We start from the raw sequence: 20,205 nt of genomic DNA, 5'->3' as shown, positions 1-20,205 counted from the left end.
GGAGCGTCGCGAGTGGCGTGGGCCGGGTGAGCGCCGGGGAGGATCCAGTCCTGCACCCGTCCAGTCATGTCGGAAAGGCAGGCACTGATGCACCGTCTCCTTGCCCGAGTACTCGGCCCAAAGCGGGCGCCCCTGGCCAGAGGCGTCGCGGCCGCCCTGGCCCTCACCCTGGCGTCCTGCGCCCTCACCGCGTCCGCGACCACCGCCGCCCCCGCCGACGCCGAAGCGGGCCGCGGCCCGGGAGGCAACGCCTGGTTCACGTCCTGGGCCGCCTCACAGCAGAGCCTCGCGCCCACCCCCCTGCGTGACCAGTCCATGCGCATGATCACCCACCTGAGCCAGGGGGGCGACGCATTGCGGATGCGCGTCCAGAACACCTTCGGCGAGACACCGCTGACCGTCGACGCGGCGACGGTGGCCCACAGCACCGGCAAGGACGCGGCCACGGAAGGCCGCCCGCGGACCGTCACGTTCGACGGCCGGCGCGAGGTCGTCGTCCCGGCCGGCGGGGAGGTGTGGAGCGACACCGCCGTACTCAGGACCGCGGCCCAGGACGACATCGCGGTGTCGCTCTCCGTCTCCGGCACGGTGACCCCGGGACGGCACAACAGCGCCTTCCGTACCAACTACCTGACCCCGTCGGGCTCGGGCGACCACACCGCCGACACGGCCGGCACCGCGTTCACCGAGACGACCGGATCCACCTACCTGGTCAGCGCGGTCGACGTGCGCAACCGGCGGCTGCGCGGCAGCCTCGTCGCCTACGGCAGCTCGGTGGTCGACGGAACCGGGTCGACCGACTGCGGCCAGGACTGCACCCGTCCGGGCGCCGATCTGCGGTGGACGGACGACCTCGCCAGGCGGATCACGTCGGAACTCCCTCGCACCCGGCAGTTCGCCGTCGCCAACGCGGGCATCGGCGGCACCACCAGCGCCGCGACCTGCCCGGGCATCGGCGACTCGGTCCGCGGCCTGGACGCGTCGGCCCGGCTGGAGCGGGACGTCCTGTCGCTGCACGGAGTCACCGGAGTCCTCTACTACTACGGGACCAACGACCTTCCGGCCGGGTGCGACGCCGCGCAGGTCGAGGCGAGTTACCGCGAGGTCTTCCAGCGGCTGCGGGCGGCGGGGATCAAGGTGTACGTCACGCCCATCACCCCCCGGCCGGGCTACACCGACCAGCACAACCGCGACCGGCACGCCGTCGGCACGTTCGTCTCGAAGTGGAACAGTTGCGGCGGTACCTGCGACGGGGTGCTCCCCTTCGACCAGGTACTCGAGGACCCCGTGCGGCCGAACAGCATCTACCCGCCGTACGACACGGGCGACGGAGTCCACGCGAACATCGCCGGCCAGCAGGCCCTCGCCGACATCATCTCGCTCCCGATGCTGGCGGCGTCGGCCCGGCGGTGAGCCTCGGGCCGGGCTTATGAACTCCCTCGCGGGCGCAGGGCGTCGACGACGAGGTCGAGCAGGCGGTCCGTCCGCTCCGGATCGTCGTCGTCGGCCGTGGAGAGGAATACGCCCAGGAGCATCGCGGTGACGTCGTCGGGTGCGACATCCGCGCGCAGCGAGCCCGCTCGTGCTCCGGCCGCGAGGATGACGCCGATCGCGTCCGTGATGCGTTCGCGGGTGGCGGGCGTCGCGAGGCGTCCCGAGGCCCAGCCGCTGCGGAGGGTGTTGAGCATGGAGCGTTTCGTCGCGATGAACGCCGCGTGGCGCTCCATCCACGCGCGCAGGGCCTGGTCGGGCGGCAGTTCGTCGAGCAGCGCGGCGACACCGGCCGTGACGCTGTCCAGTTCGGCGGAGTAGACCGCCTCGACCAGGGCCTCGCGGGTGGGGAAGTGCCGGTAGAGCGTGCCGATGCCGACACCCGCCTCGCGGGCGATGCCGTCGAGGGGGACGGTGTCGTCCGCGGCCGTGAACGCGGCTCGCGCGGCGGCGATGAGTTTCTCGCGGTTGCGCCGCGCGTGCGCGCGCAGCGGGCGGTCGTCGCGGGCCGGCCGGTCGGGTCGACCGGCGGCAGGGCTCGGTTCCTGGTCCGGACTCAAAGCGGAGGGTCCTCCGGTAGTGCTACAGTGGTCAAAGCGGAGGATCCTCCGCTTCTGCCATCTTCTCATGAGGACGGACTTCCCATGACGTCAACCGGCACCTCCTCCTCCCACCTCACGCCCGACGGCACCCCTCGCCCCGGCGGCGCCGGGCTGCTCGCGGGCCGGACCGTCTCACGGATCGGCTACGGCGCGATGCAGCTCGAGCGCCTGCACACCGACCGCGACGCCGCCGTCGCGCTCGTACGACGTGCGGTGGAACTCGGCGTCGACCACTTCGACACCGCCCAGTTCTACGGCAACGGCTTTGTCAACGAGGTCCTCCGCGAGGCGCTGTCCGCCACGGACGACGCCGTGGTCGTCAGCAAGGTCGGCGCCGACCCCGACCCCGGCCGCCCCATCCCGCTGCGCCCCGCGCAGCGGCCCGAGGACCTGCGGGCGAGCGTCGAGGACAATCTCAAGAGCCTCGGCACCGACCGGCTCGCGATCGTGAACCTGCGCCGCCTCGACACCGGTCCCGGACTCCGCGCCGAGGGCGACCAGGTGGTCGACCTCGACGACCAGCTCGCCGCGATGACGCAGATGCGCGACGAGGGCAAGATCGGTGCGATCGGCCTGAGCAGCGTGAACGCGGACGGACTGCGCCGGGCCCTTCCCGCGGGCATCGTCTGCGTCCAGAACGCCTACAGTGTCGTCAGCCGCGACGACGAGGACATGCTCGCGCTGTGCTCGGCCGAGGGAATCGCCTGGGTGCCCTACTTCCCGCTCGGCGGCGCGTTCCCCGACATGCCCAAGGTCACCGACGAGCCCGCGGTCCACGCCGTGGCGCAGAGCCTCGGCGGCACACCGGCGCAGGTGGGTCTCGCCTGGCTGCTGCACCACGCCCCGAACGTGCTGCTCATCCCCGGGACCGCCGACGCCGGCCACCTGGACGCCAACATCGCCGTGGGCGGGCTCGCCCTGGACGAGGCGTCCCTCGCCGCGCTCGACGCCGTCCAGAGCCGCTCCGCGGACGTCCGGCTCGGCTGACGGGGACCGTCCGGCACGCCCGCCCCGCGCGGGTCGCGTCGAAGGCAGCCGCCGGGGGCGGGGAGGGGGCTCACATGGCGCGCAGGCCCCGGTCGGCGAAGGCGATGAGCCACTCGAAGCTCTCGTCCACGTCGGTGCTCCACTGGAAGCCGTCGGCCGCCTGCAAGGTGGCGAAGCCGTGGCACAGGCTGCGGAGCATGCGCAGGGCGTGGTTCACGTCGCGGTCCGCGATCTCGTAGCCGCGCAGCACCGCGGTGAACGCGCCGAGCAACCGCTGTCCGGCCGTGGCCATCGGATCGTCCGGTCCTGACGGTTCCTCACCGATCGTCGCGGCGTACCGGCCCGGGTGTTCCAGGACGAAGGAACGGAAGGCGCGCGCGGCCGCAGCCAGGGCGTCACGGCCCGCGTATCCCTGGACCGCGCCGCCGACGGCGTCGGCCGCCTCATTGAGGGCCAGGGCCGCGATCCGCCGATTGAGGTCGTCCTGCCCGCCCACGTGCTTGTAGAGGGACGGGGTACGCACACCGACCCGCTCGGCCAGCAGGCCCATCGTCAGATTGGCGAAGCCCACCTCGTCGGCGAGGGCGGCACCCGCCGTGACCACGGCCGCCGGGTCCAGGCCCGCCCTAGGCACGCGCGGCGTCCGAGCGGAGGAAGGTGAGCGTGAGCGCCACGACCTGGTCGGGGAACTGGTGGTGCGGGTAGTGACCGGCGCCCTCGACCATCTCGAGGCGGCCGAGGCCGGACGGCAGGGCATCGACGATCGCCGAACCCTCCGCGTGCGGGTCGGCCCAGTCGGGGTCGAGCGTGCCCATCACGACCAGGACCGGGCAGCGGACGCCGCCGAGCTGGGCGCCGGCGTCGGTCGGCGCGCTGCGGCCCATACCCTGCATGGCCTTCATCCGGCCGGGCTCGCGCAGCAGGGAGTCGATGCGGCCGAGCCGCTCGGCCCAGTCGGCCGGCTTCGCGCCCGGGTACGCCACGTCGAGGTACGAGCGCCACAGCGACACACTGCCGAACACGCTCGTGCCGAGCAGCCGCAGCATGCCCTGCCGGAACCGCTTCACCCGCAGGTCGCCGAGCCGGACCGACTGCTTGCGGGTGAACGGCGCCAGCTCGACGACCGAGGTGACCAGCGAGGGCTCCAGCGCCGCGGCGATGGTGGCGGCGCCGCCGGAGACCGAGTGGCCGACCAGTACGGCCGGGCCGCCCAGGTGGCGGATCAGGGCGAGCAGATCACCGGCGATGGCGGTGCGGCTCCAGGCCGGCCAGTCGACGCCGGACTCGCCGCAGCCGCGCAGGTCGAGCGCGGCGACCCGGTAACCGGCCGCCGCCAGCGGCGGGATCACGGCACGGTAGGCGGCGCGGCTGTCGCCCATGCCGTGCGCGAGCACGATCAGCGGGCCCGACCCCGTCACCTCGTACGCGATCGTGCCGCCGTCGACAGCGAGGTACTCGGTCATGTCACTCCCCAAGAGTGGGCTAAAGGCGTTAGCTAAAAGCTACTGCTATTAGCCAACGCTGTCAATGGCGCCCGCCGGGGGCTCAGTCGGTCGGGGCGCGTCGTCCCGCCGCACGTTGGAGGGCCAGTTCCACCTCCCGGCGAGGCACACCGGTCTCGTCGGCGTAGGCGGTGATGCCCTGGGTGAGTGCGGCGGTGGCGTCGGACCAGACCGCCAGGGCGACCGTGGCGTTCTCGCCGGAGTTGCTGCGGTACCGGTTGTCCGCGGCCTCGACGGCATGGCTGAGCTGGATGAGGCGTCTCGGGATTTCCATGATCAAAAGCCTAGGTCGGCAGGAGTGCGGCCTCAGTGTCTCGTCGAGCGAGAGTGCTCTCGGTGAGGGCAATTGTCCTTGCCCTCACCGCTGCCCGTGCGGACCGGCCGCCTGCCGCCCAGCGTGGACTCCCGCTCCGCCAGCCGGTGCGGCGCCACGTGCACCTCGAACGGCAGGGGCGAGCGCGACCGTATCCGGGCCGCCAGGCACTTCACGGCCAGCGAGGCGATGGCGGCCTTGTCGGGGACCACGGTGGTGAGGGAGGGCGTGCTGTACAGCGCCTCCTCGGAGCCGTCGATGCCGGCGACGGCGACCTCGTCCGGGATGCCCAGTCGCGCCTCGTGCAGGGCGCGTTGCGCGCCGACGGCCAGCAGGTCGCTGAAGCAGAAGACCGCGTCGGGCCGTACACCGACGGCCGGCGAGACGAGGGCGCGCATCGCCAGCAGCCCGTTGTGACGGTCGAACTCCTCGACCCGGGGCGCGAGCCGGGGGTCGAAGGGTAACCCCGCTTCGTGCAGGGCCTGCTGGTAACCCTCCAGGCGCTGACGGCTGGTCGCGGACCCCTGGCGGTCCACGCCGATCGCGGCGATCCGGGTGCGCCCCAGGCCGATGAGGTGGGCGGTGATGTCACGGGCCGCGGCGACGTTGTCGATCAACACGTGGTCGGCGACGACACGGTCGCGTCCGTAGGTACGCTCGCCGAGCAGGACCAGCGGGAACTCGTCGGTGACGGAAGCGAGTTCGTCCGGCGTGACGCGCAGCGGGGAGAGGATCACGCCGTCGAGCAGCGAGGCGCCGACCCCGTTGGCCAGCCGCAGCTCCTCGGCGGCGTCCCCCAGTGACTCCTCGATCAGGACGGTCAGACCGAGCAGGGTGGCCTCCCTGCGCACGTGATGGGCGAGCTCGGCGAAGTAGGGCGTCGCCAGTTCCGGGACGACCAGGGCGACGAGGCCGCTGCGCCCCGTGCGGAGCCCGCGCGCCGAGGGGTTGGGCCGGTACCCGAGCTCGTCCACCGCCCGCCTCACCCGCGACCGCGTGGCGTCGGACACGCGCGGGGCGCCGCGTACAACGTTGGACACCGTCTTGATCGAAACCCCGGCGCGCTCCGCCACGTCCTTGAGTGTCACCGCGGCCACAGCCCGCCCCCTTGCCGAAGTTTCCGCAGAGTATGCACCTGCGTGTGTCACCTGTCAGCAGGCGTGCCGACCGCCGACTCTTTTCCCGACAGAGGGTTGACCTTGCGGACGCACGCCGGTTACAACGTTGGAACACCACGATAGCAAGCGGTTGCTGCGAGGTGCGCCCGACGTCTCCCCCTGACTGCGCACACCCCGCACCACGTGTCCCGCAGCACCCGGCCCGTCCCGCTCACGAGAGGGTCCGCATGTCTTCGCACGTTCCGAACGCCCCACTGCGCACAGCAGTGGTCGGCACGGGGTCCATCGCGCGCTCCAGCCACCTGCCCGCCCTCCAGAAGCTGGCCGCCGAGGGCGGGGTGGAGGTCGTCGCAGCGGTCGACGTGGACGGCCCGGCGGTGCGCGCGTTCGCCGAGGAGTTCGGGATCCCGCACGCGTCCACCGACCTCGACGCGACGCTGAGCGCGGTGCGCCCCGACCTCGTGGTGCTGTGCACGCCGCCCGCCGTGCACCGCGAGCAGTCCGTGGCCGCGCTCCGGGCCGGGGCCTGGGTGTGGTGCGAGAAGCCGCCGAGCCCCTCACTGGCCGACTTCGACGCCGTCGCGGCGGCCGAAGGGGGCACCGGCGGCCAGTCGGCCGAAGAGGGCGTCGGCAGCGAGGCGGCCGAACGGGGCGACGGCACCGGCCCGTACGCCTCCATCGTCTTCCAGCACCGCTTCGGGTCCGGCGCGCGCCACGTACGCGCCCTGCTGCGCGGCGGCGCGCTGGGCCGGCCGCTGGTGGCCCACTGCCAGACCACCTGGTACCGCGACAAGGCCTACTACGCGGTTCCCTGGCGGGGCCGATGGGCCACCGAGGGCGGGGGCCCGGCCATGGGCCACGGCATTCACCAGACGGACCTGCTGCTGGATCTGCTGGGCCCGTGGGCGGAGGTGCGCGGCATGGCGGCCCGGCTCGTCCACGACGTGGAGACCGAGGACGTCTCCACCGCACTGGTCCGCTTCGCCGACGGAGCCGTCGCCACCCTCGTCAACAGCGTACTGAGCCCGGACGAGGTGAGCCGGATACGCGTCGACTGCGAACTGGCCACGATCGAGCTGACCCACCTGTACGGCCACCGCAACGCGGACTGGCGCATCACCCCGGCGCCCGGCGTCCCAGAGGAGACCGTCGCGGCCTGGCGCGACTTCGGCGCCGACGAACCCAGCTCGCACCTGGCCCAACTACGCGTCCTGGTCGACGACATCACCAGCGGCCGGCGCCACACCACCAGCGGCGCGGGCGGCCGGCGGACCCTGGAGTTCATCACCGCCCTGTACAAGTCCGCGTTCACCGGCACGACCGTACGCGCGGGCGACATCGGCCCCGGCGACCCGTACTACACCGAACTGCACGGCGGAGCCCCGGGCTGGGCACCGGCCGCCACCGTCAAGGAAGAGGACCACGTATGACGCTCTCACTGACCCACGTCCACGGTGACCGCATCACCGTGGCCCACACGGCGGCCGGCACCGAACTGTTCTCCTACGTGTACCGCCCCGAGGCCGGCTGGGAGGCGCCCAAGCCGTATCTGCACCCGGTCCGGACCCTGTCCGGGGCACTCGTCACCGACTACCGGCCCAACGACCACCGCTGGCACAAGGGACTCCAGTTGACCGCCTCCCACCTCTCCGGACAGAACCTGTGGGGCGGCAACACCTATGTGCACGGCGAGGGCTACCTCGCCCTTCCGGAGAAGGTCGGCTCGATGGCCCACGTGGCCTTCGAGGAGGTCAGCGCCTCGTCGGACCGCGCCGTGATCGCCGAGAAGCTGACCTGGCACCCGCACGGCGGCGAACTGTGGGCCGAGGAGGAACGCCGTATCGAGGTGCGCGACGTCGACCCGGAAACCGGGAGCTGGACGCTCACCTGGACGTCGGCGATCACCAACCGGCGTGCCGAACCACTGCGGTTCGGCAGCCCCACCACCCACGGGCGCCCCGCGGCCGGATACACCGGGCTGTTCTGGCGCGGCCCCCGCGCCTTCCGCGACGGCACGGTCTTCACCGCTTCGTCGTCCATGAAATCGTCCGTGGACCCGTCCGAGGGCGACCTCATGGGCAGCCAGGCCTCCTGGCTGGCGTACGTCGGCGAGCACGACGGACGGGACGGCCACGCCACGGTCGTCTTCGAACACGCCCCCTCCAACGACCACTTGGGCGAGAAGGGCACCCACCCGGCGCACTGGTTCGTGCGCAGCGACCCCTTCGCCGCGGTCGCCCCGTCCTGGGCGTTCCACGAGGAGCTGGTCCTGCCGCCCGGCGAAACGCTCGCCCGCGGCTACCGCGTGCTCGTCGCCGACGGCGCCTGGGACCGGGCGCGGGTCGCCGCCCACCTGGAGGGACTCACATGGTGAGCGCCACGTACGACGGCTTCCCGGGAGCGGTGGGCGTGTCCCGGCTGACCGTCTACGACTGGCCGACCGTCGAGGGACTGCCCGGCGGAGGCACCCCCCACCTGCACCTCACCTGCAGCGAGGGTTACGTGGTCACGTCGGGCCGGGGCGCGGTGCAGACCCTCACCACCTCGGGCTTCCAGGAGACCCCCCTGGAGCCGGGCACGGTCGCCTGGTTCACGCCCGGCACGATCCACCGCCTGATCAACGACTCGGGCCTCGAAATCACCGTCGTGATGCAGAACAGCGGTCTGCCCGAGGCGGGCGACGCCGTCCTCACCCTGCCCGGGGACCTGCTCGCCGATCCCGACACGTACGCCGACGCGATCCGCATCCCCGCCGATGTCCCCGAGGCCGAGCAGGTGAGGGTCGCGCGCGCTCGCCGCGACCTGGCGACCCGGCGTTTCCTGGAGCTGCGCGAGGCCACCGAGAGCGGCGATCCGGAGCCGCTGGCGGCGTTCCAGCGGGCGGCCGCCGAGCTGGTGCGGCCCCGGCTGGCGGCGTGGGAGCGGCGCTGGCGCGAGGGCGCGCACGCCGCAGCCGAGGCGACCCGGACCCAACTCGACGCCCTGCGCGGCAGGAACGACGGACACCTCGCCGACGCCCGGGTGTCCGCCACCGGGCCCACGGCACGCGGACGCTTCGGCATGTGCGGCAGGCTGGCCGTCTACCCGGGCATCTGACCTCCGGTCCGTCGTCCCCCACGGCTCGCCCCCACGGCTCGCCCCCGCGTTCTCCCCCTCTCCCGAACGGCGGGTACCACCCGAGCCTCAGCCCCACCCATCCACGCACCCCCTGGGAAGGCCCCCCATGCCCGAGCCACGAAGCGGCCGGCGCCGACTCCCGAGCCGCCGGGCCGTCCTGGCCGCAGCCGCCGTCGGTCTCAGCACCGCGCTGACGGCATCGCTCAGCGCCTGCTCCTCTTCCTCCGGCGACGTGTCGTCCGGCGGCGTCACCCTCACCTTCTCCTGGTGGGGCAACGACGACCGCGCCGAGCGCACCAGGAAGGCCGTGGAACTCTTCGAGAAGGAACACCCCGGCGTCACCGTCCGCACGTCGAACGCCGACTTCGGCTCGTACATGCAGAAGCTGGCCACCCAGGCGGCCGGCGGCGGCATCCCGGACGTCGCCCAGCTCGACTACCGGCAGATCTCCCAGTACTCGGGCGGAGGCGCCCTCCTGCCGCTCGACGAAGCCGTCGCCGGCGGCGCCATCCGCACCTCCGAGATGGACGAGGAGTTCCTGCGCACCGGCACCTTCGAGGGCCGGCAGTACGCCGTGCCGATGGGCCGCGGCATCACCGGCTACGCCTACGACTCCAAGATCTACCAGCAGGCCGGCATCCCCACCCCCCAGCCCGACTGGACCTGGCAGGAATGGGCCGAGGCCAACCGGAGGATCACCGCACTGGGCCTCGAGTCCCCCGACGGACGTGACGTGGTGGGCGCCAACGACAACGGCGTCAACGAGGACATCTTCGAGGACTGGCTGCGCAGCCGCGGCGGGAAGCTCTACGCGAGCCAGACGAAGCTGGGCTTCACCGAGGACGACCTCACGGAGTTCTGGACGTTCTGCGACAAGCTGCGCGAGGAAGGCGTGGTCGCCGAGGCCGCGGACACCTCGCAGGCCAACACCACCGAGATGTCGCCCATGGGCCGCGGGCTCGCCGCCGCCGACTTCACCTGGGACGCCCCGTTCCCCGGATACCCCGCACTCCTCGGCGACCAGGTCCACTTCGCGCCCGTCCCCACCACCGACGGGCGCCAGGGCGCGTACTTCAAACCCTCCATGCTCCTAGGCGTCGGGGCGAACAGCGACCACCCCAAGGAGGCGACCGCACTGGTCGACTTCCTCCTCAACGACGAGCGGGCCGGCGACGTCCTCGGCTTCACCCGCTCCACACCGCCCAACCGCAAGATCGCCGCCCGGGTCGCCAAGACGCTGGAAGGGGCCGAGCGGGAGATCTACCAGTACGCGCAGAAGATGGAGAAGTACGGCCTGGACGCCCCGCCCCCCGCGCCGCCCCGGGGCGACGTCGCCATCCAGACCGCCTTCAAACGCGCCTACCAGCGTGTGATGTACGAACTGACCTCCCCGCGGGAGGCGGCACGGGAATTCATCGACGAGGCCAACCGGGAGCTGCGGTCATGAGCACGGTGTCGACCAGGGCGCCCGCGCACGCCCACCGCACGACCGAACCGCGGCCGCCGGCCAAGCGCCGCCGCGGCCGCCGCGAACAGCAGTGGCCCGCCTACGTGTTCCTCACCCCGTGGATGCTCGGCGCCGCCGTCCTGACGCTCGTACCGATGGCCGTGTCGCTGTACCTGTCCTTCACGGACTACAACCTCTTCGACCCGCCGCACTGGGTGGGCCTGCGCAACTACACCGAGATGCTCACCGAGGACCCCCGGTTCTGGCGCTCGGTCGGCACCACACTCCTGTACGTGGTCGTCGCCGTGCCGCTGAAGCTGATCCTCGCGCTCGGGGCGGCGATGCTCCTGAAGAACCTCGGCCGCGGCCGCGCCTTCTACCGCTCCGCCTTCTACGCGCCCTCGCTGCTCGGGGCCAGCATGTCGATCGCCCTGGTGTGGCGCGCGCTGTTCAACGACGGCGGCTCCGTACCCAGCGTTCTCGGTTCCCTCGGCATCGACCTCGGCGGCTGGGTAGGCAACCCGGACCTCGCGGTGTACGTCATCGTCCTGCTGACGGTGTGGCAGTTCGGCGCACCCATGGTGATCTTCCTGGCCGGGCTCCAGCAGATCTCGCCCGAACTGTACGAGGCGGCGGCGCTGGACGGCGCGGGCCGCTGGCGGCAGTTCGTCTCCGTCACCGTGCCCATGCTGTCCCCGGTCGTCTTCTTCAACCTGGTGCTGGAGATGATCCAGTCGTTCCAGGTGTTCACCCCGGCCTTCGCGGTCAGCGGCGGCGAGGGCGGCCCCGCCGACTCGACCATGTTCTACACCCTGTACCTCTACGAACGCGGCTTCACCGCCTCCCACATGGGTTACGCGGCGGCCATGGCCTGGCTGCTGCTCATCGCCATCGGCGTCATCACCCTGATCCTGTTCAGGACCTCCAGGTCCTGGGTCTTCTACGCGGACGAGGAGGGACGATGAACCTCACCACCAGGCGATGGCTCCCGCACACGATCGCCGTCGTGGGACTGCTCGTCCTGCTGTACCCCCTGGCCTGGCTGCTCGCCACGTCGCTCAAACCGGCCGACGAGGTGGTGACCAGCCTCGACCTGTGGCCCAGCCACCTCGAGTGGTCGAACTACACGACCGCCCTGGACGGAGTGTCCGGAGTCCCGGTGAGCCGGCTGCTGGGCAACTCCCTGCTGATCGCGGGCGGCGCCGTCATCGGCAACGTGGTGTCCTGCTCCCTGGCCGCCTACGCCTTCGCCCGGCTGCGCTTTCGCATGAGCAAGGTGATGTTCGCCTTCATGGTCGCGACGCTGATGCTGCCGCACCACGTCGTGCTGATCCCGCAGTACATCATCTTCAACCGGCTCGGCATGGTGGACACCTACTGGCCGCTGATCCTGCCGAAGTTCCTGGCCACCGAGGCGTTCTTCGTCTTCCTCATCGTCCAGTTCATGCGGGGTCTGCCCCGCGAGCTGGAGGAGTCCGCCCGCATCGACGGCTGCGGCGCCTTCCGCACGTACTGGTCGGTCACGCTGCCGCTGAGCCGGCCGTCCCTGATCACCACGGCGATCTTCACCTTCATCTGGACGTGGAACGACTTCTTCACGCAGATGATCTATCTGTTCGCCCCGGAGAAGTTCACCATCACCCTCGCCCTGCGCAGCTTCGTCGACCAGTCCAGCACCTCCGCCTACGGCCCCATGTTCGCGATGTCCGTGATCTCCGTGCTGCCGATCGTGCTGTTCTTCTTCGTCTTCCAGCGCTACCTGGTGCAGGGCATGGCCACCTCCGGACTGAAGGGCTGACACCATGACCCAGGCACCCGCGCTGCCGCCCAGCGACCGCAGGGAACCCGGAGAGGTGTTCTCGGCCGGCTTCACCCTCTTCGCCGACATGCTGCTGGTGGGCCTGCTCACCGGCGTCGCCTGCCTGCCCGTCGTGACCGCGCCGGCCGCGTTCGCCGCCGCGTCGGCCACCCTGCGCCGGGCGGCCGAGGACGCGGTGCCCGTCAGGACCGGTACGTACGCCCGCCACCTGCGTGCCCGTCTGACCCGGGGCTCACTCGCCGGCGGTCTGGCCCTGCCGCTCCTCGCCGGCATCCTGCTGGTCGACTCCGCGCTGGCGCGCAGCACCATGCCCGGCGCGGACGTCATGGCCCCCGCGCTGGTCCTGCTCGCCCTCGGTATCGCGGTGGTGGCACTGCGCACGACCGCGCTTGCGGCACCGCACGCACTGTCCCCGCGCGAGGGTCTCCTGCGCTCCGTCGCCGACCCGCGCGGCAGCCTCCTGCTGACCGGCGCGGTCGTCCTGGCCGCGCTGCTCCTCTGGTCCATCCCCGTACTGATCCCACTGCTTCCCGGCCCCCTGGTCTTCGCCGCCACCGTCGTGGACATGCGCTTCGCGGGGGAGGGAGGAGCGGAGGACTCCCCGGAGCCGGAGCCCGGCGGTACTCGAAACTGAGTACACGCGACGGTCGGTGGGGACGACGACGGGGCGGGGCCCGCCCGGTGAGGCTGGAGAGGTTCCCCAGATCAGATGCGGAGACCTCTCCATGGCAATCCTGTTGTACCGGTTGGGACGTGGCGCCTTCCGACGGCGCCGGTGGGTGACGCTCCTGTGGGTGGCCGTCCTCGCCGTCGTCGGACTCGGCGCCATGAGCGCCGGCGAGGCGGGTGAGGACTCGGACTCGATGCCGGGAATCGAGTCCCAGCAGGCGTTCGACCTCATCAACGAACGGTTCCCGGACGCCGAGGCGGAGGGCTCGAGCGCCCGGATCGTCCTCGTCGCACCGGACGGCCGCAAGGTCACGGCGACCGAGTACCGGGCGGCGATCGACACCCTGGTGGCCGAGGTGGCCGACGGACCACAGGTCGCCGCGGTGTCGGACCCCCTCGAGGGGGCGACGGTCAGCGAGGACGCGTCCACGGCGTACGCCACCGTCACCTACGAGGTGACCGACGACAAGGTCACCGACGCCGACAGGGAAGATCTCACGGAAGCGGTGGAGGAGGCCCGGCACTCGGGCCTGACCGTCGAGGCCGGCGGCGACGCCCTGGCGGGCGAACCGTCGACCGGGATCGGCGAGTTCCTGGGCATCGGTGTCGCCGCGGTGGTTCTCCTGATCACCTTCGGATCGCTGGCGGCCGCCGGGCTGCCGCTGATCACCGCCGTCGTCGGCGTGGCCCTCACCCTCACCTCGGTCATCGCGCTGGGCGGCGCCCTCGGCCTGTCCTCCACCGACAGCGAACTGGCGATGATGATCGGCATCGCGGTGGGAGTCGACTACGCCCTGCTCGTCGTCTCCCGCTACCGCGAGGAGCGGGCCAAGGGACACCACGCCCAGGAGGCCGCGGGGCTGGCCGCGGGCACGGCCGGATCCGCGGTCGTCTTCGCCGGACTCACCGTGGTCATCGCGCTGGCCGGCCTGTCGGTGATCGGAGTCCCGTCCCTGACGCGGATGGGCCTGGCCGCCGCCGGCGCCGTCGTCTTCGCGGTGCTGATCACACTGACCCTGGTGCCCGCGCTGTTCGGCTTCTGGCCCGATGCCCTGCTGGCCCGCCGGGCTCGCGAGGGAGCGAAGGCTCGCGAGGGGGCCAAGCCCCGTCCCGCCCGGCGGGTCCGGGAAACCGGGGAGCGGGGCGCCGAAACCGGGGAGTGGAGCGCCCGCTGGGCCCGGTTCGTCCGGCGCCGCCCGGTGCCCGTGCTGCTCGGCTCGGTGGCCGTACTGGGCGCTCTCGCCGTGCCGGCGCTGGACCTGCGGCTCGGCATGCCCGGTGACGAGGCCAAGCCCACCTCCACCACCCAGCGCCGGGCGTACGACGCCCTCGCGGACGGCTTCGGCCCCGGGTTCAACGGCCCGCTGACCATCGTCGTGGACGCCCGGCAGGCCGACGACCCGCGCTCCGCGGTCACGGCGGTCGCCAAGAAGGTCGCCGGCACCGGGGGAGTGGTCTCCGTGTCGCCGCCCCGGTTCAACGCCGCGAAGGACACCGCGGTCATCCAGGCCGTCCCGGCCACCGCGCCCACCAGCGAGCGGACCAAGGAACTCGTCCACACCATCCGCGAAGAGCGCCCCGCGACCCAGACCGCCACCGGCACGACCTTCGAGGTGACCGGCACCACCGCGCTCAACATCGACGTCGCCCAGAAGATGACGGACGCCCTCATCCCGTACCTGGTGGTCGTCGTCGGCCTGGCCTTCCTCCTGCTGCTGGTCGTCTTCCGGTCCGTACTCGTACCGCTCAAGGCCGCCCTCGGCTTCCTGCTGTCGGTCGGGGCGTCCTTCGGCGCACTCGTCACCGTCTTCCAGAACGGCCACGGGGCCGGACTCCTGGGCATCGACGAGACCGGACCGATCATGAGCACGATGCCGCTCATGCTGGTGGGCATCGTCTTCGGCCTCGCCATGGACTACCAGGTGTTCCTCGTGTCGCGGATGCGGGAGGCCGTCATCCACGGGGAGCCGCCCGCCGAGGCCGTCGTCACCGGGTTCCGCCACAGCGGGCGGGTCGTGACCGCCGCCGCGGTCATCATGACGGCCGTCTTCGCGGGCTTCATGACCGGCGGCGAGACCCTGCTCAAGATGGTCGGCCTCGGCCTGGCGCTCGCCGTCCTGTTCGACGCCTTCGTCGTCCGCATGGCGTTCGTGCCCGCCGTCCTCGTCCTGCTCGGCGAGCGGGCGTGGTGGCTGCCACGCCGGCTGGACCGGCTGCTCCCGCGGGTCGACGTGGAGGGCGAGGCCCTCGGCCGCCGGGCCCCCGCCCCGGCGCTCGCCGCCGGGCCCGGCGCCGAACAGCAGGACCCGGTGCGCCTCTGAACCGCGCCCCGGGAAGGCCGCCCGTGCGTGACACGGGCGGCCCCCCTGACGTGCGCGGGCCGCATCGGCGATCCTGGTCCGAGGAGGAACTCATGCTCAGCAGTTGGCGACGGTACGCCGATGGCCACCCGCACCTCGTCGAGGCGGCCTTCCTGCTGCTGGCGCTCGCCGTCACCAGCCGGCAGTACGTGGAGGGAGACCCCGGCTGGTGGGCGGGCCAGCCCCTGGCCCTCGCGGCCACCGCGGGCCTGCTGCGGCGCCGCGACCACCCGCGAGCCGCCGTCCTGACGACCGCCGCCTGCGCCGCCGTGTCCGTGGCGGTGGGCTATCCGGTCCTGCCGCTGCTGCTGACACCCGTGCTGGTCGCGCTGTACGAAGCGGCCGCCCGCACCCCGCAGCGAGCGGCCTACGTCTCCTACCTCGGAGCCGTCGCGCTGATCGTCCCGACCGCGCTGCTCTCCGGGCGCAACGGCCAGCCGTGGGTGAACGAGAGCTTCGGCCCGGTCGCCTGGATGCTGTTTCCCGTTCTGGCCGGCACGGCGGTCAGAAGCCGACGCGCCTACGTCGACGCCGTCCACACCCGGGCCGAGCACGCCGAGCGCACCCGCGAGGAAGAGGCCCACCGACGCGTCGCCGAGGAACGCGTCCGCATCGCCCGCGAACTGCACGACGTCGTCGCCCACCACATGGCGCTGGCCAACGCCCAGGCCGGCACCGCCGCCCACCTCGCCCGCACCCACCCGGAACAGGCCCACGAGATCCTCTCGCACCTGACCGGCACCACCGCATCGGCACTGCGCGAACTGAAGGCCACCGTCGGTCTGCTGCGCCGCTCCGACGACCCCGAGGACGCCCTGCAACCCCCGCCCGGACTCCGCCGACTCCCCGAACTGGTCTCCGCGTTCGGCTCCGCCGGACTCCTCGTCACCGTCACCACCGAGGGCGTGCGGCGCCCCCTGCCGCCCGGAGTGGACCTGACCGCCTTCCGGATCGTGCAGGAGGCCCTCACCAACGTCACCAAACACACCGACGCCGGCACGGCGGACGTGCACCTCGCCTACGCCCACGACCGGCTGACCCTCACGGTTGCCGACGACGGAGGCGCCACCCCGCGCCCACCGGCCCCCGACGGCGGCTTCGGCCTCGTCGGCATGCGGGAACGCGCCCAGACCTCCGGCGGCCGTCTGCGGGCGGGCGCCCTGCCCGAAGGCGGCTTCTCCGTCACCGCCGAACTGCCCGCCCCTCCTCCACCAAGGGAACAGCCCCAATGACCATCCGCGTGCTGCTCGCCGACGACCAGGCTCTGCTGCGGGCGACCTTCCGGATCCTCATCGACTCGAGCGAGGACCTGGAAGTCGTCGCCGAAGCCGCCGACGGTCAGGACGCCATCGCGCTGACCCGCACCCACCGCCCCGACCTCGTCCTCATGGACATCCGCATGCCCGGCACCGACGGCCTCGCCGCCACCGCCGCCATCTGCGCCGACCCCGGCCTCCAGGACACCCGGGTCCTCGTCCTCACCACCTTCGAGACCGACGAGCACGTCGCCCGAGCACTGCGCATCGGCGCGAGCGGCTTCCTGGGCAAGGACGTCACGGCCGAGGAACTCCTCGACGGCATCCGCACGGTGGCCGCCGGCGACGCCCTCCTGTCCGCCGCGGCCACCCGCAGCCTCATCACCCGGTTCCTCGATTCCCCGGACCCCGCAGCCTCCCCCGTGTTGCCCGAGGACCTGGCCGCCCTCACCGCCCGGGAGCGGCAGGTGACGGCCCTGGTCGCGGACGGCAAGTCCGACAAGGAGATCGCGGCCGAACTGTTCCTCAGCCCGCTGACCGTACGCACCCACGTCCAACGCGCCAAGACCAAACTCGGCGCCCGCGACCGCGCCCAACTGGTCTCCCACGCCTACCGCTCCGGCCTGGTGAGGCCACCGCGCTGACGGGCCGCGTCACGTTCGGGCGATGTGAGAGGATCCCGGATCCATGGATGAAGCGACTCGAACCGATGTGGTCCTCTCCGGCTACGGCCCGGTCGGCCAGGCCTTCGTCGACAGGCTGGCCCGGCACGGGGACACGCTCGAACGCCGTTACGGCGTACGTCCGCGCGTCGGTGCCGTGCGCGTGAGCTCGGCCCAGTGCCGGCCGGGCGACGACGGGTCCGTGCCGCCGCGCTCGGAGTGGGGCGCGCCGAGACCGTTGGGCGAGACCTTCGACCGGACCGGCGCCCGCGTCTTCGTCCAGGCCGTCCCCTCCTCGCCACAACTGCGGCAGCACGCGGCACAAGAGGCCGTGACCGCACTGCGCCGGGGGATCCACGTGGTGACGGCCACCAAGAGCCACCTGCTCACGCACTGGCGGGAACTCGACGCGGCCGCCCGGGCGGGCGGCAGCATGATCAGGATCTCCGGCGCGACCGGAGCGGCGCTTCCCGCGGGCGACCTGTCGCGAACGTCCCTGCGCGGCCTGGACTGCCGGACGATCCGGGCCTGCCCGGGCGGCACCGTGACCTTCGTACTCGACCGCCTCGCCGACGGCGACACGCTGAGCGACGCCGTTCGTGCCGCGAGGCTCCGGGGCATCGCGGAGGCGGATCCTTCGGCCGACCTGTCGGGCGAGGACGCCGCCACCAAGGTGCGGCTGCTGGCGGCACTGGCCTGGGGATGGGACCCGGCGGCGGTGCGCGTGCGGACGGAGCCGGTGGACGAAAACACCGTCGGCAGAGCCCTGGACGCGGCCGCCCGGTCCCGTCGGCTGCGGGCGGTCGCCGGCGCGTCGGCGGACGAGCCCCACATGGTGTATGTACGCCTGGAGGAGACCGAGCCGGGGGATCCCCTGCACGCGCTGACCGGACCCGAGAAGGCCGTCGTCTTCGGCTGCCCCGACGCGGGTGACGTGACCGTGAGCGGCGGACGGTCGAGCCCGGTGGGGGCGGCGCTGGCCCTGGTGAAGGACACCATCGAGGTCACGGCTCCCCGCACGGGGTTTCGCTGAAGCGCGGTACGGCGACCCCGCCCGGGGCTTTCGGCCTACGGCACCGTGATCACGGTCTTGCCGCAGGCGTGCCCCTCCTCGACGTGCCGCAGCGCCCGCGCGGTGTCGGCCAGGGCGTAGGACCGGCCGACCACCGGCACGACCTGCCCCGCCTCGACGAGCGCGGTGACGGCCAGCAGGTCCGCGTGGGCCGGCCCGTCCGGGGTCGCAGGGAGGATCGGGCGCAGCCGTTGCCGGGTGACGGCGTCGACGGCCGCGAGTTTCAGCATGGCGCCGATCGCCCCGAACACCCGGCCGGGGGAGCCGCCGCCGTTGGCCACCAGGACTCCCGTCGGAGTGAGCGTCCGGCGCAGCCGGCCCAGCGGTTGGTTGCCCACGTTGTCCAGGATGACGTCGTAGCGCTCGCGTCCGTCGGTGAAGTCCTCCCGGGCGTAGTCGAGGACATGGGCGGCGCCCAGTGAGCGGACCAGGTCGGTGTTGCGTGCGCCGCACACCCCGGTGACCTCCGCGTCCAGCACCGCCGCGAGCTGCACGGCGAAGGTGCCGACCCCGCCGCCCGCCCCGTTGACCAGCACCCGTTGCCCGGGACGGACCCGGCCGACGGTCCGGACGCCGCGCAGCGCGGTCACCGCCCCCATCGGCAGGGCCGCGGCCTGCTCGAAGGTCAGGCCCGCCGGCCTGGGCACCAGCAACTCCTCGGTGGTGCACGCGTACTCGGCGAAGGACCCCGGGCAGAAGCCGAGCACCGGATCACCCGGCAGCAGCCCGCGCACACCGGCACCGACGCCCTCCACCACCCCGGCCGCGTCGATCCCGGCCACCCGGGACTTCGGACGGGTGAGCCCCATCCCTCCCAACAGCCGTGCCGCGTACGGGTCTCCGCGCAGCATGTGCCAGTCGTACGGATTCACCGCGGCCGCGTGTACGCGCACCAGCACCTGACCGGCCCCGGCGCGGGGCCGGTCGACCTCCCGCAGCCGCAGGGTGTCCGGCGCGCCGAACCGCTCCTGGACCACTGCCTTCATCGCCCTGCCACCATCCCCTCGGGCCGCCCCGGGACCGATCGCGGGCCGCGCGGTGAGGGCACCGTAGGGGCACGGCGTACGGCCGTCAATGGCCGTGCGGGGGCCTGCTTCACACTTGCCGACGGCGCGTGATCCCGCCCTGTGATGTCCCGCAGCGTCCCGCGGGCGCGTCATCCGGGCCGGCGAACGCGCAGGTCGGGCGTAGGGCGTCCCCGTCCCGCGCCACATTCGCGGCGGACCTGGCGGGACTCGCCGACCGGCCCCCATCGTCGTACATGCCGCCCCGCAAGGACGGCAGAAGGCAGGACTCCGACGCACGACGACCCACAGGGGGAAGCAATGCGAACGAACACGATGACGAGGACGGTCGTGAGCCTCACCGCCGCGGCCGGTATCGCGGCCGGCGGCCTCGCGGGAGCCGCGACCGCGACCGCGCAGCCCACCCGGTCCGCGCCCGCCGCGACCAGCACCCGGGACGCCGCTCCGCTGGCGGTGAACAACCTCGGCCTGAGCACGACGCAGGCCAGGTACGTCCAGTGCTGGATCCAGGACAAGTGGAACTACAACGGCGCCCTGGACGGGCAACTGGGCCCGCAGAGCTGGATGTCGCTGCAGCGCTGGCTCAAGAAGTACTGGGGCTACGACGACAGGATCGACGGCATCGTCGGCAAGAACACCATCAGCGCCCTGCAGCGCGACCTGAAGAAGTACCACGGCTACAAGGGCAAGATCGACGGCATCGCCGGAACGAAGACCAAGGCGGCCTTCAAGGACTTCGCGGCCGACTCCAAGCCGTACTGCTGA

Annotated in this window: 20 protein-coding genes; 14 read left to right on the top strand and 6 right to left on the bottom strand. The window is 72.5% G+C overall.

The window, feature by feature from the left end:
• Positions 1–66 precede the first annotated feature (66 nt).
• Positions 67–1,413, top strand: coding sequence for an SGNH/GDSL hydrolase family protein (locus tag KUM40_RS22975; RefSeq protein ID WP_254395509.1), 1,347 nt, complete (start codon positions 67–69; stop codon positions 1,411–1,413).
• Between the two features lie 14 nt (positions 1,414–1,427).
• On the opposite strand, the gene KUM40_RS22970 is transcribed toward KUM40_RS22975, so the two are convergent.
• Entirely contained in the window at positions 1,428–2,051 is a 624-nt protein-coding gene (locus tag KUM40_RS22970) for a TetR/AcrR family transcriptional regulator (protein ID WP_254395508.1), read from the bottom strand.
• An 84-nt stretch (positions 2,052–2,135) separates the two neighbouring features.
• On the opposite strand from KUM40_RS22970, the gene KUM40_RS22965 reads away from it, so the two are divergent.
• Positions 2,136–3,080 (top strand): aldo/keto reductase, encoded by a 945-nt coding sequence (locus KUM40_RS22965; protein WP_217167925.1) that lies wholly within the window; start codon positions 2,136–2,138, stop codon positions 3,078–3,080.
• 70 nt (positions 3,081–3,150) lie between these two features.
• On the opposite strand, the gene KUM40_RS22960 is transcribed toward KUM40_RS22965, so the two are convergent.
• The 4 genes from KUM40_RS22960 to KUM40_RS22945 form a co-directional block, all read right to left on the bottom strand.
• On the bottom strand, positions 3,151–3,684 hold the full coding sequence (locus KUM40_RS22960) for a TetR/AcrR family transcriptional regulator (RefSeq protein ID WP_217168566.1): 534 nt from the start codon (positions 3,682–3,684) through the stop codon (positions 3,151–3,153).
• A gap of 22 nt (positions 3,685–3,706) precedes the next feature.
• Entirely contained in the window at positions 3,707–4,543 is an 837-nt protein-coding gene (locus KUM40_RS22955) for an alpha/beta fold hydrolase (RefSeq protein WP_217167923.1), read from the bottom strand.
• Positions 4,544–4,625: 82 nt separating this feature from the next.
• On the bottom strand, positions 4,626–4,856 hold the full coding sequence (locus tag KUM40_RS22950; RefSeq protein ID WP_217167922.1) for a hypothetical protein: 231 nt from the start codon (positions 4,854–4,856) through the stop codon (positions 4,626–4,628).
• Between the two features lie 32 nt (positions 4,857–4,888).
• Complete coding sequence (locus tag KUM40_RS22945; protein ID WP_217167920.1) at positions 4,889–5,992, bottom strand: LacI family DNA-binding transcriptional regulator; 1,104 nt, start codon at positions 5,990–5,992, stop codon at positions 4,889–4,891.
• 248 nt (positions 5,993–6,240) lie between these two features.
• On the opposite strand from KUM40_RS22945, the gene KUM40_RS22940 reads away from it, so the two are divergent.
• The 11 genes from KUM40_RS22940 to KUM40_RS22890 all read left to right on the top strand — a co-directional run bounded on the left by KUM40_RS22940 (position 6,241) and on the right by KUM40_RS22890 (position 18,376).
• The gene (locus KUM40_RS22940; protein WP_217167918.1) at positions 6,241–7,443 is read left to right on the top strand and encodes a Gfo/Idh/MocA family protein; all 1,203 of its coding nucleotides are present in this window, start codon (positions 6,241–6,243) and stop codon (positions 7,441–7,443) included.
• Positions 7,440–8,387, top strand: a complete 948-nt coding sequence (locus KUM40_RS22935) for a PmoA family protein (RefSeq protein ID WP_217167916.1) — start codon at positions 7,440–7,442, stop codon at positions 8,385–8,387. The genes KUM40_RS22940 and KUM40_RS22935 overlap by 4 nt, the downstream gene beginning before the upstream one ends.
• Entirely contained in the window at positions 8,381–9,109 is a 729-nt protein-coding gene (locus KUM40_RS22930) for a cupin domain-containing protein (protein WP_217167914.1), read from the top strand. Before KUM40_RS22935 ends, KUM40_RS22930 begins: the two co-directional genes overlap by 7 nt.
• 127 nt (positions 9,110–9,236) lie before the next feature.
• Positions 9,237–10,577, top strand: a complete 1,341-nt coding sequence (locus KUM40_RS22925) for an ABC transporter substrate-binding protein (RefSeq protein WP_217167913.1) — start codon at positions 9,237–9,239, stop codon at positions 10,575–10,577.
• Positions 10,574–11,542: a carbohydrate ABC transporter permease gene (locus KUM40_RS22920; RefSeq protein ID WP_217167911.1), complete on the top strand. Its 969-nt coding sequence runs from the start codon at positions 10,574–10,576 to the stop codon at positions 11,540–11,542. The genes KUM40_RS22925 and KUM40_RS22920 overlap by 4 nt, the downstream gene beginning before the upstream one ends.
• Positions 11,539–12,375, top strand: a complete 837-nt coding sequence (locus KUM40_RS22915) for a carbohydrate ABC transporter permease (RefSeq protein ID WP_217167909.1) — start codon at positions 11,539–11,541, stop codon at positions 12,373–12,375. Before KUM40_RS22920 ends, KUM40_RS22915 begins: the two co-directional genes overlap by 4 nt.
• Before the next feature lie 4 nt (positions 12,376–12,379).
• Positions 12,380–13,030, top strand: coding sequence for a hypothetical protein (locus KUM40_RS22910; RefSeq protein WP_217167907.1), 651 nt, complete (start codon positions 12,380–12,382; stop codon positions 13,028–13,030).
• 91 nt (positions 13,031–13,121) lie between these two features.
• Positions 13,122–15,386 (top strand): MMPL family transporter, encoded by a 2,265-nt coding sequence (locus tag KUM40_RS22905; RefSeq protein ID WP_217167905.1) that lies wholly within the window; start codon positions 13,122–13,124, stop codon positions 15,384–15,386.
• A gap of 92 nt (positions 15,387–15,478) precedes the next feature.
• Positions 15,479–16,657: a sensor histidine kinase gene (locus KUM40_RS22900; RefSeq protein ID WP_217167904.1), complete on the top strand. Its 1,179-nt coding sequence runs from the start codon at positions 15,479–15,481 to the stop codon at positions 16,655–16,657.
• The gene (locus tag KUM40_RS22895; protein ID WP_217167902.1) at positions 16,654–17,325 is read left to right on the top strand and encodes a response regulator transcription factor; all 672 of its coding nucleotides are present in this window, start codon (positions 16,654–16,656) and stop codon (positions 17,323–17,325) included. Before KUM40_RS22900 ends, KUM40_RS22895 begins: the two co-directional genes overlap by 4 nt.
• Before the next feature lie 43 nt (positions 17,326–17,368).
• The gene (locus tag KUM40_RS22890; RefSeq protein ID WP_217167900.1) at positions 17,369–18,376 is read left to right on the top strand and encodes a homoserine dehydrogenase; all 1,008 of its coding nucleotides are present in this window, start codon (positions 17,369–17,371) and stop codon (positions 18,374–18,376) included.
• Between the two features lie 35 nt (positions 18,377–18,411).
• Here the strand turns inward: KUM40_RS22890 and KUM40_RS22885 are convergent, their stop codons facing one another.
• Entirely contained in the window at positions 18,412–19,401 is a 990-nt protein-coding gene (locus KUM40_RS22885) for an NAD(P)-dependent alcohol dehydrogenase (RefSeq protein WP_217167899.1), read from the bottom strand.
• 339 nt (positions 19,402–19,740) lie between these two features.
• On the opposite strand from KUM40_RS22885, the gene KUM40_RS22880 reads away from it, so the two are divergent.
• A complete protein-coding gene (locus tag KUM40_RS22880) occupies positions 19,741–20,205 on the top strand; it encodes a peptidoglycan-binding domain-containing protein (RefSeq protein WP_217167897.1) in 465 nt (154 codons plus the stop codon).

It is taken from the genome of Streptomyces sp. AC512_CC834 (assembly GCF_019049325.1).
GTDB lineage: Bacteria > Actinomycetota > Actinomycetes > Streptomycetales > Streptomycetaceae > Streptomyces.
Note: the sequence above shows the minus strand (reverse complement) of the source record. Positions and strands in the feature narration are given on the sequence as shown.

Excerpts from the sequence above, each read along its gene's own strand:
- KUM40_RS22975 (WP_254395509.1), top strand. The coding sequence starts at position 67 with ATGTCGGAAAGGCAGGCACTGATGCACCGTCTCCTTGCCCGAGTACTC.
- KUM40_RS22965 (WP_217167925.1), top strand. The coding sequence starts at position 2,136 with ATGACGTCAACCGGCACCTCCTCCTCCCACCTCACGCCCGACGGCACC.
- KUM40_RS22955 (WP_217167923.1), bottom strand. The coding sequence starts at position 4,543 with ATGACCGAGTACCTCGCTGTCGACGGCGGCACGATCGCGTACGAGGTG.
- KUM40_RS22950 (WP_217167922.1), bottom strand. The coding sequence starts at position 4,856 with ATGGAAATCCCGAGACGCCTCATCCAGCTCAGCCATGCCGTCGAGGCC.
- KUM40_RS22940 (WP_217167918.1), top strand. The coding sequence starts at position 6,241 with ATGTCTTCGCACGTTCCGAACGCCCCACTGCGCACAGCAGTGGTCGGC.
- KUM40_RS22935 (WP_217167916.1), top strand. The coding sequence starts at position 7,440 with ATGACGCTCTCACTGACCCACGTCCACGGTGACCGCATCACCGTGGCC.
- KUM40_RS22930 (WP_217167914.1), top strand. The coding sequence starts at position 8,381 with ATGGTGAGCGCCACGTACGACGGCTTCCCGGGAGCGGTGGGCGTGTCC.
- KUM40_RS22925 (WP_217167913.1), top strand. The coding sequence starts at position 9,237 with ATGCCCGAGCCACGAAGCGGCCGGCGCCGACTCCCGAGCCGCCGGGCC.
- KUM40_RS22920 (WP_217167911.1), top strand. The coding sequence starts at position 10,574 with ATGAGCACGGTGTCGACCAGGGCGCCCGCGCACGCCCACCGCACGACC.
- KUM40_RS22915 (WP_217167909.1), top strand. The coding sequence starts at position 11,539 with ATGAACCTCACCACCAGGCGATGGCTCCCGCACACGATCGCCGTCGTG.
- KUM40_RS22910 (WP_217167907.1), top strand. The coding sequence starts at position 12,380 with ATGACCCAGGCACCCGCGCTGCCGCCCAGCGACCGCAGGGAACCCGGA.
- KUM40_RS22905 (WP_217167905.1), top strand. The coding sequence starts at position 13,122 with ATGGCAATCCTGTTGTACCGGTTGGGACGTGGCGCCTTCCGACGGCGC.
- KUM40_RS22900 (WP_217167904.1), top strand. The coding sequence starts at position 15,479 with ATGCTCAGCAGTTGGCGACGGTACGCCGATGGCCACCCGCACCTCGTC.
- KUM40_RS22895 (WP_217167902.1), top strand. The coding sequence starts at position 16,654 with ATGACCATCCGCGTGCTGCTCGCCGACGACCAGGCTCTGCTGCGGGCG.
- KUM40_RS22890 (WP_217167900.1), top strand. The coding sequence starts at position 17,369 with ATGGATGAAGCGACTCGAACCGATGTGGTCCTCTCCGGCTACGGCCCG.
- KUM40_RS22885 (WP_217167899.1), bottom strand. The coding sequence starts at position 19,401 with ATGAAGGCAGTGGTCCAGGAGCGGTTCGGCGCGCCGGACACCCTGCGG.
- KUM40_RS22880 (WP_217167897.1), top strand. The coding sequence starts at position 19,741 with ATGCGAACGAACACGATGACGAGGACGGTCGTGAGCCTCACCGCCGCG.